The organism is Rickettsia endosymbiont of Ixodes pacificus, assembly GCF_000965155.1.
GTDB classification, from domain to species: Bacteria; Pseudomonadota; Alphaproteobacteria; order Rickettsiales; family Rickettsiaceae; genus Rickettsia; species Rickettsia tamurae.
This window is the reverse complement of record NZ_LAOP01000001.1, coordinates 216192-231509: the sequence shown is the minus strand read 5'-3', so window position 1 is coordinate 231509 and position 15318 is coordinate 216192. Positions and strand designations below refer to the sequence as shown.

The window sequence follows — 15318 nt, the reverse complement described above, 5'->3', positions numbered from 1 at the left end:
GTGCCTTAAGCTAAGGCTATTACATCTCACACTTTGATCAAGCTTATAACCCTGCATCTTTACACCTTCATTTAAGCATAAAAATACAGCTTATTCCTTAGATTAACTCTTTTCTACTTCTTTTTATAACTTTTTCAACAGCCCGTTTCGTTGACTTGACATAACATCTCCTAAATTTGGACTTAATTTTCTAAATTATAAATTCGAGACTAGTATTCATTAACAAATATAAATTTTATGTATTTTTGGAAGATTTTTAAAAATCTTTAGTAAAATGAGATTAAGATAAAAATTCTTAATATTTTCGTTATGTTGCACTTTTAAAAAAAGTTAATAATAAAATTAAATTTTTATTCAGGTCTTTAATTAATATTAAATAATAAAAGAGGGTAAGAAGAAATGATTAATAATTATTAAAAGAACAAAAAATTTTCTAACTTATGATTTTGTTATATAAATAACACGTTACTTTTAGTTAAAAAACATTAATTAAATACTAAAATATCTATAAAAATACTTATAAAATAAAGTATTTTCTACATATAGAAAGTAATCATAAGTTACTTTTCTTGTTTAAAATAAATTAAACTTTATATATTTTTTATAGAAATTCGGTAAATCGTATATAAAACTTAAGAAATACACATGGACCATAAAGCACGCTCGGTGTCATACCATGGCTTGACCACGGTATGACACCGAATACGTTTTTCGATCCACGCAACAATGTCTGCTCGCAATGACGATATCTTTCTTTATTGAGCAAAATCTATAAATTTTTACATAAACAAATTGATTTGCTACGAATAATAGAGTATATAGTATAGACATAATTAATTCTCGGGGCGTAGCGCAGCCTGGTAGCGCATCTGGTTTGGGACCAGAGGGTCGGGAGTTCGAATCTCTCCGCCCCGACCATAAATATAAATTTAAACCTAATGTCAAAAGACGACCTCATTCAGTTTACAGGTACAGTACTTGAACTTTTACCTAATGCTACTTTCAGAGTAAAGCTTGAGAATGATCATGTAATTATTGCTCATACTTCCGGTAGGATGCGTAAAAATCGTATCAGAATATTACTAGGAGATAAAGTTACGGTAGAAATGACTCCTTATGATTTAACTAAAGGGCGTGTGATTCATCGTCACTAGTCTTTATAAGTATGAAGCAGAACAAAAAAAACCTACCGATTATATTAGCATCAAGCTCTCCTGCAAGAATTGAATTACTACACCGAATAAGAATTACTCCTTCACAAATTATTCCAGCAGATATAGACGAAACACCTAATTTGCGTGAATTACCCGCTCCCTTAGCCATAAGACTTGCTTACGAAAAAGCTATAAAAGTTGCATCTCAAATAGAGGAATCAGCTATAATTATAGCTGCCGATACCGTAGCGGCAGTAGGTAGAAGAATATTGCCGAAAGCTACTACTTACGAAGAAGTCAAGAATTGTATTAAGATGTTATCCGGACGTCGTCATCGTGTCCATACCGGTTTATGTATTATCAAAAAAGAGAATGATCAGCTTACAGTTAGACAAAAAATAGTTCAGACTATTGTTAAGTTCAAAAAATTAAGTGATGAAGAGATTAATTTTTATTGTTCTTTGGATGAGGGAATAGATAAAGCCGGCGGGTACAAAATTTCCGGTTATGCAGAAGCTTTTATCTCATTTATTTCCGGCTCATATTCAAATGTTATGGGATTACCTTTATTTGAAACGGTAAATGCTCTAACTTCTTTAGGTTTTAAGGTATATAAACGCTAATAGTCGTGAACATTGTTGCGTGGAGACAAAATCGTCATTGGCGTGGCAATCTAGAAAAATAATAAAAATGCTACGCATTTTAGTGGATTGCTTAGTCGAAACTTATAGTTTCTTCTCGCAATGACGACTCAGTATCCACTACATAAATTACTTAGCTACTCAGTTTCCAGGCTCATCCAAATGACTTCTCTCATAATTTTCATGACGCTCTTGAGCTTCAATACATAATGCAGCAATAGGTCGTGCTTCTAATCTTTTTATACCTATTGGGTCGCCTGTTTCTTCACAGTAACCATATTCCCCATTTTTAATACGTGATAATGCTTCTTCTATTTTACTCATTAATTTACAATATCTATTTCTACTACGAAGCTCAAAAGCTCTTTCTGTTTCATGAGTAGCACAACCGTTAAGATCGGATTCTTTTAAATTTTCTTCCTTTAAATGATCTAAAGTCTCTTGAGATTCCTTTAATAAATCCTCTTTCCATCTTAAAAGTTTTTGTCTAAAATATTCTAGGTGATTAGGACACATATATTCTTCATCTTTAGAAGGTTTATATCCCATAGGTAATTTAGGTGTTTCTAACATATTAATATCTCAATATTAGCTTTAATATATTATGTTTATAAGGTTTTTAAAATAATATAATATATAACTTAAAATTAACGCAAGAAGATTATGAATATTAATATATTTTATTTTTTAATTGGATATGCGGTAGTATATACAGCCTCTAAATGCTTTATACTTGTTTTAGTATAATTTTGTGTAGTAGATAAACTTTTATGACCTAATAGCTCTTGAATAGAGCGCAAATCTGCACCATGCTCAAGCAAATGTGAAGCAAAACTATGTCTAAATGAATGAGCAGTTAAATGCTGCGGTAAACCATAAAAATGCTTTAATTTAATTAATTCACGATTAAATACCGGTGGCTGCAATTTCTTACCCTGCTTTCCTCTAAATATCGGTTCATTATCCCCTAGCTTATACGGCAATATTTCTAAATATTTGGTAATTAAATTTTTAGTAATCGGTAACCACGGAATTATTCTTTCTTTACTACCTTTACCTATTATTCTTATAAATTCTAGATTTTGTAGATGAAGTTTCGTAATTGATAATGCCTCCGATATACGTAGACCTGAAGCATATATAAGAACAAGTAGGGCTTTATTTCTAAGTTCTACCCACTTAACATTCCCATATTCTTCAATATGTTCAAGTGATATTACTACATCATCCTCCGATAAAGCTTTTGGTAACAATTTAGTTTTTTTAGGAGATTTTATAGAAAAAATTATATGACTATTTAATTGTGTTGTTTTCTCTAAAAACCTATAAAAATTTTTTACTGCAGATAAACCACGTGAAATTGAAGAAGTGGTAAAATTATCACAGTTACGTTTTGCAAGCCAACTTCGGATTAATCTTATATCTGCGGTTTTAATATGATTTATCGTTACAAGCTCTGAATTATAATAATTCATAAACTCAAGGAAATGCTTAAGGTCATTATTATAAGAAATTACTGTATGATTAGAGTAATTTCTTTGCAAAACGAGGTATTTTTGCCACTTATTTATTAATTCTTGAATTGATATATCTAACATTTATAAAAACTTAACTATTTTCAATATTATTCTTAATGCTAACAATTATTGACTCATAATTTTATAAATGTTAGCATGAATTGAGGGTTTATGTTTACATATACGTAACCTATAAAACACAAAAAATTTTTTAAGTAAATAATTTAATTTATTTTAGGAGAATGAATAATGTTAAATAATACACAATTTTTAGATTTAATGAAATCCTATTATGAATCCGGAATTTTATATGAGTTCTATGAAAAATATCCCTAGTGTAGATCTTTCATCTATCACAAATACAATGCAAAGAGCTATGAATATTCTTTTAACAACTAACCAAATTGCTACAGAAAGCATGCAATCTTTGCTTAAGAAAAATTCCGAGATTATACAAAATAATGTTAATACTATTTTGAATACTACTAAAGAAGCAGCAAATTCTAAAGATTTCAAACAAGCTAGTAAATGTCATCAAAAATGTTTAAAATCTATTTATGAAACATCTATGGATAATTCTAAGGAATTAGCAAGTATTGCTTATGAGTCTTCAACCAAAATATTAGAAGCCGCAAATAAGCATATTGCCGAGAATGTTCATCATGCTTCTAATAAATGCAGAATATGGCAGAACAAGTACAAAAAAACTTCAATAAGAAATCTGCTTAATTTTCAACGTCATTGCGAACGACTGAAGGCATTGTTGCATGGATCGAAAAATGCGTTTGATGTCATTCCTGCGAAAGCGGGAATCCAGAAAAAAGCGAAATTATTTGAGCTTTTAATATTGTTACTGGATTCCCGCTTTCGCAGGAATGACATCGTGGAAATCTCCTCTCAGTTGCTCGCCTTTCTGTTTAGCCAATTTTGTAAATAAGACTCTGCTAGTTCTTGATCTTCTATAACAATCACATTTTCAGCATTACGTTTATCGGCAGCAGCCGTGAAATTAAACGAACCGGTTATTACTTTCTTTTTATCGATAATTATAACTTTATTATGAGCGATTCCGGGTACTTTATTTATACCTACATCAATTTTTGCTCGTTGTAATTTGTGTAATTTAGAAAATTTTTGCTTTAAATTACTACGATCAAGTAATATTCTAACTTTTACTCCTCGCATCTGTGCATTAATAAGTGCAGTAGTAATTAACGCATCGCTCATACCGTATGCCTGCATATAAATAGATTCTTCAGCTTTATCTATCTGATTGGCTATAAACTTAGTACAACCGGCAGGCGGAGTAAAACATGTACTAACTTTACTTCTTGAAAGCTCTGAAATATTGTAATGCTTTATTTGAGGTGCAGATAAAGCTAATGATTTTTGATTTATTAGATTAGTAAAATAATCCGGATTCTGTCCATAAATACCTAAAGCAACTCCCAAGATAAAGGCAATAGATATTTCTATAAATTTATTATTTTTTCTCTTCATGACTTATTTATATTTTAGGCGTTATCTGCATGGTTTGCATTCCGCTATGTCATACCGTGGCTTGACCACGGTATCCAATAAAAAAATAAAGAAGAAGACTGGATACCGCGATCAAGTCGCGGTATGACAATAAAAAGATCCAACACCTATCTTCTTACATAACTTCCCGGTGCTTCTTAATAGCCTTTAGATTCTGATAATCTAAAGAATCTACTAGCTTATTATCATTATTTTTTATAAGCCAATCAAGCCAATAATTCCACCATGAGCCTTCATATTCCGTAGCCTTTATAAGCCACTCATGACTACTTAAACTTAAGTCGTCATTTAAAGCCGATAATTATATTTAGCAATCGCAGGAGGATTAACTACACCTGCTACATGCCCTGAATCCGTGAAACAAAAAATCTTATGTCCGTTTAATAATTTTACTCCATCATATATTGAACGCCATGGAGCTATATGATCTTCTTTTGCGGCTACAAAAAAAGAGTTACAATTAACTTTTCCAAGATCTATTTTTGTTCCGAGCACCTCTAAATTATTAGACTCTTTTAGCAAGTTATTGCAATATGTATTTTGTAAATATTCCTCATACATTTTTGCCGGTAAGTTAGTAGAATCCGCATTCCAATATAGTAAATCAAAAGGCATCGGTTTTTTACCGAGTAAATAATTATTGACAAAAAATGTCCAAATTAAATCATTAGCCCTTAGCAAACTAAAACTATTTGATAAATACTGCCCATCAAAATAGCCTTTTAGTTTTATATCTTCCTTAATGTAGTTAATCGTAGCTTCATTAAAAAATATTCCAAGCTCACCGGGATGAGTATAATCAAGCAAAGTAGTAAAGAAAGTAGCACTATGAACGGAATCTATTTTCTTTGCTTTGAAGTATGCGATAATTATAGCAAGGAATGTACCTCCCATGCAATATCCGACAAAATCAATTTTTTAAAAACCAAGATTTCTCACATACTCAAAAGGTGCTAAAATACCGTCTTTTAAGTAATCCTCGAAGCCTTTTTCCGATAGAGAGATATCAGGGTTAACCCATGAAATAAGAAAAACTTGAAAATTATTTTCTACCAAAAAAGATACTAAAGAATTATGCGGAGATAAATCGAGTATATAATATTTATTTATGCATGGCGGAATAATAAATATCGGAATCTTATGAACTTTCCCTTTCGGTTCATAGCATATTAATTGCATTAAATCATTTTGAAATATGACTTTTCCTTTTGTTGCAGCAATATTCTTACCGAGTTTAAAAGCAGATTTATCAGTAGTTTTGATATTTAATATATCACCGGAACTTTGTATATCTCTTAAGAAATTTTCTAATCCCTGTACTAGATTTTGACCGCCGCTTTCTAATGTCTCACGTAAAACTTTTGGATTACAAAAAGCAAAATTTGAAGGTGAAAAAGCATCGATAAAATGTTTAGTTACAAACTCTAAATGTTGCTTGAGATCATTTGATAGCTCATACTGTTCTATATTCTTCTTAAGCCACTCACTAGATAGTAAATAATATTGTTTAACAAAGTCAAAATAAGCATTATCCTCCCATGAAGAATCTTTAAATCTTTTATCTCTATTATCCGGAGAAAATACAGCTTTTGCTGGACTACCGACAAATTTTGCAAAGCTACTTGCTGTAAGCTCTCTTAACTTATCAATATATTCAATATTAAGCAAAATTTTTCAGGATTTGCCCAAAACTGTTCTACCATTAAAGAAAGCTATAATTCTGTTTTTATCACTATCAATTAGGCTCCTAGGGATCATACTCCCCCTACCTTGCATGAAATGTAAAATAAGCTCTTGATATTTATCGGCAATTTTTTTGAAATTATTAATTATCGTCTCGTTCGGGAATGTTATACATGTTTAGTTCCAAGATACTTCTAAAAAGTTAACAATTAATATAAACGTAGACGACGCCAATTTTTCAAATTAAACGAGTATACCTTATGTCATTAAACTATTCCATATACTATCAACCTTGTCGATAACTTCCTGACTCATTTCTATTTTTTTACCCCATTTTCTATTTGTCTCAGGGTATATTTTATCGGTTGCATCTATTCCCATTTTACTACCAAGCCCTGAATCAGGTGATGCAAAATCCAAATAATCTATCGGGGAATTATCTATGAAGCTCGTATCACGCCTTGGATCACTTCTTGTTGCTATTGCCCAAATTACTTCTTGCCAATTACGAACATCAATATCGTCATCTACAACGATAATAAATTTACTATACATAAATTGCCGTAAGTAAGACCAAATCCCAAGCATTATTCTTTTAGCATGACCGGGATAGGATTTTTTAATCGATACTACTGCAACTCTATATGAACAACCTTCAGGTGGAAGCCAAAAATCGACTATTTCCGGAAATTGTTGCTGCAAGATAGGAATAAAAATTTCATTTAATGCTTCACCTAAGATTGACGGCTCATCAGGCGGTTTTCCAGTATAAGTACTTAAATATACGGGATTTTTCTTCATCGTTATTGCCATTACGGTAAATACCGGAAACTCCTCAACATCATTATAATATCCGGTGTGATCTCCAAAAGGACCTTCAGGCAAATACTCCTCTAAACTTACATAGCCTTCCAGCACTATTTCACTATGTGCAGGTACTTTGAGGTCAATAGTTTTGCATTGCACCAGCTCTACTTTTTCATTACCGAGTAAACCTGCAAAATTATACTCTGAGATATTCTCAGGTATCGGCGTAACCGCTGCCAAAGTTACCGCCGGATTTGCCCCAATAACGATAACAGCAGGAAACGGTTCTTTTTTTGCTTCTTTCCAACGTTTATGATGCTCTGCTCCACCTCGTAACTTTAACCAACGCATCAATAGCTTATTTTCTGAAATAACCTGCATTCTATATATGCCAAGGTTGTAATTATCGATTTTATCTTTTGTTGGTCCTTTAGTAACTACTATCCCCCAAGTAATTAAAGGCGAAATATCATCAGGCCAACATCTTTGAATCGGCAATATATTGATATTCGGTTTGTCAATGACGATTTCATGAAAAGCTGCTTTTGATACGGTTTTAGGAGACATAGCAAATATACGCTTAGCTAGCGGTAGCATTGACAATGTTTCTTTAAAAGATGCGGGAGGTTGCGGCTGTTTAAGGAATGCTAGTAAAACACCAAGCTCTCTTAATTCTTTGGGTGACTTAAGTTTAAGCCCCATACAAATACGATTTATACTAGCATAAAGATTAGTTAGAATAGGTATGTCGGACTTAATGCCGTCGGCTTTTATAACATTTTCAAAAAGTAATGCAGGTCCGCCTTGTGCTAATACTCTTCTACTAATTTCAGTAATTTCTAGGTCAGTTTTAACTTCAACAGAAATACGCTTTAACTCACCGTTTTTTTCTAAAAATTTTAAAAACTCCGGTAAATCTTTAAAGCTCATAGTTCTATTTTTTTGTTTATAATGTGCGGCTTATTTTATAGTCATTGCGAGCAAGGCGTAGGCTGCATGACAATCTCATCAAATATCATGAGATTGCTTCGTCAATTACTTCGTAATTTCCTCGCAATGACGATACGGTATGACTCGATGGGTTTCCCTACTTACTAAAATTAGCCTTTACCTGCATATCATTCTGAATAATTGTGTAGTTAATTAGTTCGTCAATTACAGAATTTTTAATATTATATATTATATTTTTTTCTGAATTGACATGAATATTTTTAGCCGTTAATTCATCTATACTTCTAGATTTAATATGTGCAAAATATACTTCATCACCTACTTGGAATACAGGCGTATTACTTCCTATTTTAGTATTAAAAATTGATAATAATATTTCAGGAGCTAGTGTTAAATCATTTTCCATTTCGGATCTAATATAATTTTTTTTGCTTATTTTTATTCCGTTAGCTTTAAGCTCTTTTATATTCTCTTGCTCTGAATTATATTCCTTTGCTAAATCCTTGATAATCTTTAAGTTTACATCTGCGATATTCTGCTTTATCCAAACTTTATTTACCTGTTCTTTAATAGCATCAAATTCAGATATTTTTGCTGGCTGAATAGATTTTAATTCTACCAATATAAGATAGCTTTTATCTTCTGCTTCTATAGGATAAGATAATTCTCCTTCCGAAAGCTCAAAAATATTATCGGCATTTTCGGCAATTATTTTATCTTCAATAAGTTCTGCATAACTGACATAGTTAACGTTTTGTATCGGTAGCTTATATTTTTCGGCAATTTCAACTAAGCTAGAACCAGCTGCCGTCTCATCTTCCAGCTTTTTAGCAAACTCCATATTAAGTATGTCGATTTTTTGAGCCTTTAATAAATCATGTAATTGTTTTTGTACCGATTCAAAACTTTGATTTCCAAACTCATCTTTATTTTCATTATAAAATTCTAACAACTCATCTTGAGTAACTGAGACTTTTAAATCCTTAATATTAGCTTTAATATAAGAAAAGCTGCGTTTCTCAGGTACCTCAAACGAGGTTTTATTATCTTGGTAAAAATCCTTTAATTGCTGATCGGTAGGAGTAGGGATTTGTAAATCTTTTGGTTTATTTTGTAAATCTATTTGTATTAATTCTACCTCTCTTTTTTCAGCCATATAATCTACTATATTGTCAGTCATAGCTTTAGGAACATAGAAACTTTTTACAAAAGTACCGACAAAAATATTTTTTAGAGCTTTTTCTTTGAAGTTTAATAAATATTTTTCTTCATCCATATAAGAATTTCTAAAATAAGTTTTAAAAATTTTTATATCGAAAACACCTTGCTCATTTTTAAAAACCGGTGATTCTTTAACTAAAATTTTAACTGTATCATCACTTAGATCTAAGTCATAATAGCTAACTAGATAATCTAAGACATTATCATAAACAAGCCTTTTTAGGATTCGGTTATCAATATTTAACTGTGCTATTTCTTCATCGGTTAATTGCTTATTTATAGCATTAATTTCTAAAGATTTTGCTCTCAAAAAATCTTCCTGGGAGATATTTTTCACATGAGAAAAAGTAACAATATCACCGCTTCTTCTTCCGTTTAATACATCTTTAATACCAAAGCCGACAAAAGCAAAAGCTATCATTGCGAATAAAACCCGCATTATAAAACTATCGGCAGTTTTTCTAATATTATCTAACATAATTTTTTATTTAAGATCCTCAGTGTCATCCCGTGGCTTGACCACGGGATGACACCAAGATATTAGAAGTTCACACGAACTTTTACACTACCTTGCTGAGCGAAATACTTACTTCCGATATTTGTATCGTAGTTAATACCGTATTCCATCATTTTGTGCTTAGCAGTAACACCAACGCCGACATCAAAGCTTGTTTTGCTTTGCTTAAAGCTGTTGGTTGGGAAAGGAGCAGTCATACCTTGTAATCTTGCATCAATCGCCGGAACTTTATTCTTGAAGACATAATCAACCATTGCGTAAAGCTCAGGTGTTAGCACTACTTCACCTACATTGATATTACTTGATACTTTAGCACCGAGTAAACCGTCGAAAGTGTTATAGTTCTTGCCTTTAACGGTAAGATTTTGGTAAGTAGTACCTGTTTCTTTATAGCCCTTATCTTTGATAGTCGAATATCTAAGCCCAGCTAGCGGTGTTAAGTTAATGTTCTCAGGCATTGCATAAGTATAACCAGCCATTAACTGACCTGTATAGCTTTCGGATTTATACTTACCGTTTGCAGTTTGATAAGCAGTAGTCGCTAATGCCGTTGTAATAACACGTCTTGATTTGCTTCTTATCTTATTATCCGAGTAAGATGCTATAGCTTCAACGAAAAGATTTTCATAAGGTACATTATATAAACCGTATACGGAATAGATGTTACTCTCTACCTTATTATCACCCGTCTTATTATTTTTCAGTTTGATATCAGTATCGGCTCTTGTATATGCAAGCCCGAGTGCTAGATCATCGTTAACTAAGCCGTCAAAACCTATAGTGCCACCAGTTGTATCAGACTTATAACCGCTTATATTGTTACGCATCTTCTGCGTTGCATTACCGACAAACGGACTTATCCATGCACCAAACTTAGCATCTCTGTCCTCATCACCGGCAGCTACAGCAGCCGGCTGTATTGCATCCATTCTAGCATTTAGATTAATTAAGCTACTTGAGATATTACTTAGTATAACTTGATTATTAATAGCAGTTATAGTATCGCTAGGTTTTACAACGTCTTGCATGAGGTGAGTTACAGCATCTGCTTCTTGGATTGGAGTCAGTTTTCCCCAGTTACCGAAAGCTAAACGTGCATCCGAACCGATTGGTGCTTGCTCCATTAACTCAAGCGATTTCTTTACATTTGCAGCATTTGGGATATTTGTAAGTGGTCCGCCCGGTTTGAAGTTGTTATCTATCACTTCTTGAGATACATCCTTCGCAAATAGCGTTAAAGTTGATGCATCAAAAGTAAAGTTGACAAAGCGGTTGTCATTATTAACGGTTACTTTAACATTATCTGCGGGAGTAGGCTTTAAACCGCCTGCTGTTTCTGCAGATATTACCGTATATTTGGTATTTGGATCTATATTATTAATGTCGAAATTAGTAGCAGTAACAACAAGTGCTAAAGTTGAAACCCCTGATAAATCAAGAGTACTGCCTGATTTAATTAAGATATTACCGCCTGACTTAGCTGCTCCGTCAAAAGTAGTATTTAAGGTTAGCATATCGGTAAAGCTACCGGTGCCGGTATATGTTACTTGATTTGCACCTGAAGTAAGTGTAGTACCGCTACCTGTTATATTACTATTAAAGGCTAGGCTATTGCCGAAATTAATAGTAGCACCGTTAGCTGCAAATCTGGTAGCCGTTACATTTTTAGCAAAATTAGTGATAGAACCTTTGGCTAAAGTAACAGCACCTGTATTAGTAAATGTATCGGCAAAACTTGTAGTACCGCTGAGCGTCGCCGTACCTTTTGCGTTAACACTGCTTGCAAAACTTGTAGCACCTGCCGTTGTGATATCACCAACCGAATTAGCCACAGTCCCTACAACACCACTAACACTGCCACCATTTGTGAAGTTTAGCTTCAGAGCCTGACCGCCGGTTTTATTTATGCTGCCTGTTAAGTTAAAGTTTGCAGGTAATGTTAAGAGTGCAGTACCGTTACCTTGGATCTCGGTGATGCTAGTATTACCGCCTTTGGTTATGCTTACAGCTCCTGCACCGACTTTTAACATAGCAATCCCGTTTACACTATTAAGATTACTTGCACCTAAAGCTATTAACGTACCGTTATTAGTACCACCGGTATTTTGGACTGCTCCCGCAACATTTACATTGTTATTTAATGTTACCGTACCGTTTTTTGCATTAAAATCTAAGAAACCGCCAATATTACCGGTTTGAGTTAACTGAACGGCATCATTAATTAATGTTACATTCGCCGTAGTAGCTCCAAGCTCTAGCACACCTGTAGTATCAAGCTCTATATTTGCTGTATTAAAAGTGATACCTACTGTACCCAAATTTCCTGCTCCTTGAAATTTTATAGCTTGTAACCTCTTAGCTCTACCGAATGTAATCCCTCCGTCTATTGTTAATTTTCTTCCTGCGTTTACGGAATTTAAGGTTACTATACCTTCATCATCATTATTAGGATCTATATCTGCACCTAATGTGATTGTACGGTCATTTGCATTTGAACTATTTTGTAATACTAACTCTGCATCTGCATGGGCAAATTCAATATTTGCTGCCGGTACATTTAAATCACCGCCATTTGCATCAATCCTATAAGTAGCATTGTTTATTTGTATAGCATCAGCATTAAATGCTGTACTACTAGTAAAATCTGCATTATCGTTAATAACCAAGTCATGTATACCTAAATTTACATCGTCGGTTATTGTAACCACATGATTAATAAGTAAATTTTCAAATTTATTACCGCCTGCATCACCAATATTTCTAACAGTACCTGCTAGATTACTTCCGATATTCAGTCCATTAACCCCACCATCAAAGATTAACTGACCTTCATTGGCACCAGGTGCCGCTAAATCAGCTGCTAATAATATATTATTTACTCCGCCTCCGGTTAGGTTAGAAAGAGTTAAAATAGAATTTGCATCTTCAAAAACAATCGCTTGACCATCTAATATAGTAACATCACCGGCACTTGCATCAAATGCAAAATTATTATCGGCTTTAATATTGATTGTTGCGATTGTTCCCGCAGTTGGATCATATGCTATAAGTAACTTTGTATTAACATTTAATGTAGCATTATTACCGTTTACTATAGCTCCTTTAAACCCATAAGTAATTATGTTACCACCACCATCAAGAGGACCGTTAAACTCTAACGTACTGCCTGCTCCAAAATTTATATTATTTGTAATTAAGTTTCCTCCGGCTTGTAATGTTATTCCTGCTCCTACATTCACTGTTGCTAATGCTGCCGTGTTACCTATATTCCCGGTTACCGTACTTGCTCCGGTAAATGTTGCTACACCGTTACCAGCATTACCAGTATTATCTATCGCTCCGGTCACTACTACAGGATTCATAAATGTCACTGCTGACGCATTATTCGTTAAGTTTATTGCATTCGCTTTTACTACTCCACCTTGTACTTGTAGCAAACCTGCTCCTACACTTAACTCTGCTAATGAGTTCGTATTACCTATATTCCCGGTTACTTGACTCAATGCACCATTTAAATTTAAGACACCTACATTATCACCGCCTGTGGTGTTATCAATAGCACCTGTTAATACTGCATTTGCATTTGTAAGGGTTAATACCGACGCAGCATTTGTTAAGTTAGTCGTAGTGGCTTTAATAACCGCCCCTCCAAGAGAAAGGGTACTTGCCCCAACGCTTATTTGAGCTGCTGGATTAACATTACCTATTGTTCCGTTAATGGCAGCATCTGTATTGGCAGTTATTATACCTCCTCCATCTATATTTTCTGTAAGTGTTATCTTTGCCGGAGTTGCAGATTGTATAATTAGTCCAGCATTCGCTCCCCCTAAAGTTATATTTCCTAAACCCGTATAAGTATCAGCAAAAGCACCAAAACCATGATGTGCAACAACCGCAGCAGTACCGGTTAAAGTTAAACTTTTGCCGGCAATAATAGTAACAGGCAACAAGTTACCATCTGTATCAATAGAACCGACGCTGGTATTTTCAGTAATATTTAGGCCTCCAGGATTAGTAGCCGCAACATTTATAGCCGTAATAATACGACCGACTTCATCTGCAGTGATAGTATGATTACCACCGTAAGTAAATGCCTTATTGTCTTGAGGACCGTCAACAGGAGTACCATTAGCTACTCCTCCAGCCGTTATCTTATTCCAATTACCGGCAGCAGCAAGATCACTAAATACTGCATCATTAGTAGAAATAACACCCGCAGCAACACCCAACGCCCCGCTACTACTCAGCATTAATGCTGCGGTTGAGGTGGTGAATAAAGCGGTTTTAAGACCTTTTTGAATTGCCTTTTGAAATAATTTTGGAGAAATATTCGCCATATGTAAACCTTAATAAAAATTAAATAACTTAGAAAGTGTTATAATTTAATACAATTTTTTAAATATGTCTATTATAATTAATAATTTAGATGATATTTTTACAAATTTAGTATGAATATATGGCATTTGTATAGATTATATGTCATTTTGTAACGGCGTTGCCTGCGTGGACCGGCCTTCGTCATTACGAGCAGACCTTGTTGCGTGGACCGAATCGTCATTGCGAGCGAACGTAGAGAGCGTGGCAATCTCGTCAAATATCCTGAGATTGCTTCGTCAATTACTTCGTAATTTTCTCGCAATGACGACTCGGTAGTATCCACACAGGCAATACCTCTTGCAATGACGATTTAGTATCCGTACTCTCTCTCCCTAACACCTTAATAACATCATCATACATATAACCTTCATAAGCACCGGCTTCGAGTAATAATTTTGTAGCTACTGTACAATTATTACTCTTTGCTAAGCCTAAAGGATTTAAACCTGATTTATCACGATAATTAATATCCGTAGTATGTTCAATTAAAAACTGTATTCTTCACCGCAATTAGCTTTTATAGCATGATGCAGAGCTAGACGTCCTAATTGGTCTTTGTACTGAGCATCAACACCTTTACTATATAAAGTTTCTACTAACTCTAAATCACCGGCATATATTGCTTTTTGTAAAAGCTTTTGTCCTAAAGCTTTATCAAATTCGGCGTAATCTTTAATCAAAATTTTTACTAGTTTTGAGGTGTTTATATTCTTGTCATAAATTTGAGTTACTTTTTCTAAAAGTGTTTGCTGCCCCGTGTTTTTACCGACTAGTGTATGATTTACTAGATACTCTATTAATCTCAAATCTTCAGAATCAATAATAAGTTCAAAAATCTTATAACCGAGTTCGCTTTTAATATCAAATTTAGCACCTTTGCTAATTAACGCTTTTACTGACGAGATATTTTT

General features: G+C 33.6%; 11 protein-coding genes, 1 tRNA gene and 2 pseudogenes. 4 read left to right on the top strand and 10 right to left on the bottom strand.

Going from position 1 to position 15318, the window contains the following annotated elements:
* Positions 1-601: 601 nt before the first annotated feature.
* Positions 602-766 (bottom strand): hypothetical protein, encoded by a 165-nt coding sequence (locus REIP_RS10605; RefSeq protein WP_156147387.1) that lies wholly within the window; start codon positions 764-766, stop codon positions 602-604.
* Between the two features lie 75 nt (positions 767-841).
* On the opposite strand from REIP_RS10605, the gene REIP_RS01370 reads away from it, so the two are divergent.
* From REIP_RS01370 to REIP_RS01360, 3 genes are all read left to right on the top strand, one after another.
* Positions 842-918, top strand: a tRNA-Pro gene (locus tag REIP_RS01370).
* A gap of 20 nt (positions 919-938) precedes the next feature.
* Positions 939-1154 carry a translation initiation factor IF-1 gene (gene infA, locus REIP_RS01365; protein ID WP_008579354.1) on the top strand — a complete coding sequence of 72 codons (216 nt, stop codon included), beginning with the start codon at positions 939-941 and terminating at the stop codon, positions 1152-1154.
* Positions 1155-1165: 11 nt separating this feature from the next.
* A complete protein-coding gene (locus tag REIP_RS01360) occupies positions 1166-1777 on the top strand; it encodes a Maf family protein (RefSeq protein WP_045803626.1) in 612 nt (203 codons plus the stop codon).
* Positions 1778-1936: 159 nt separating this feature from the next.
* Here REIP_RS01360 and dksA read toward each other — a convergent pair whose 3' ends face one another.
* Positions 1937-2368: an RNA polymerase-binding protein DksA gene (gene dksA / locus REIP_RS01355; RefSeq protein WP_045803625.1), complete on the bottom strand. Its 432-nt coding sequence runs from the start codon at positions 2366-2368 to the stop codon at positions 1937-1939.
* A gap of 107 nt (positions 2369-2475) precedes the next feature.
* Positions 2476-3393, bottom strand: a complete 918-nt coding sequence (locus REIP_RS01350) for a tyrosine recombinase XerC (RefSeq protein WP_023507255.1) — start codon at positions 3391-3393, stop codon at positions 2476-2478.
* Positions 3394-3561: 168 nt separating this feature from the next.
* Here REIP_RS01350 and REIP_RS08350 point away from each other — a divergent pair.
* Positions 3562-4041, top strand: a pseudogene (locus tag REIP_RS08350) (phasin family protein).
* A gap of 168 nt (positions 4042-4209) precedes the next feature.
* Here the strand turns inward: REIP_RS08350 and pld are convergent.
* From pld to REIP_RS13295, 7 genes and pseudogenes are all read right to left on the bottom strand, one after another.
* Positions 4210-4812, bottom strand: a complete 603-nt coding sequence (gene pld / locus REIP_RS01340) for a phospholipase D (protein ID WP_045803624.1) — start codon at positions 4810-4812, stop codon at positions 4210-4212.
* A 327-nt stretch (positions 4813-5139) separates the two neighbouring features.
* On the bottom strand, positions 5140-5745 hold the full coding sequence (locus REIP_RS01335; RefSeq protein ID WP_231569154.1) for an alpha/beta fold hydrolase: 606 nt from the start codon (positions 5743-5745) through the stop codon (positions 5140-5142).
* Between the two features lie 24 nt (positions 5746-5769).
* Positions 5770-6519 carry a poly(3-hydroxyalkanoate) synthetase gene (locus tag REIP_RS01330; protein ID WP_231569153.1) on the bottom strand — a complete coding sequence of 250 codons (750 nt, stop codon included), beginning with the start codon at positions 6517-6519 and terminating at the stop codon, positions 5770-5772.
* A 273-nt stretch (positions 6520-6792) separates the two neighbouring features.
* Positions 6793-8271 (bottom strand): UbiD family decarboxylase, encoded by a 1479-nt coding sequence (locus REIP_RS01325; protein ID WP_045803623.1) that lies wholly within the window; start codon positions 8269-8271, stop codon positions 6793-6795.
* 157 nt (positions 8272-8428) lie between these two features.
* Positions 8429-9991: a SurA N-terminal domain-containing protein gene (locus REIP_RS01320; protein ID WP_045803622.1), complete on the bottom strand. Its 1563-nt coding sequence runs from the start codon at positions 9989-9991 to the stop codon at positions 8429-8431.
* A gap of 62 nt (positions 9992-10053) precedes the next feature.
* Positions 10054-13743: pseudogene (locus REIP_RS01315) on the bottom strand (autotransporter outer membrane beta-barrel domain-containing protein); the annotation flags it as partial.
* A 1149-nt stretch (positions 13744-14892) separates the two neighbouring features.
* On the bottom strand, positions 14893-15312 hold the full coding sequence (locus tag REIP_RS13295) for an ankyrin repeat domain-containing protein (RefSeq protein ID WP_331385736.1): 420 nt from the start codon (positions 15310-15312) through the stop codon (positions 14893-14895).
* Positions 15313-15318 lie beyond the last annotated feature (6 nt).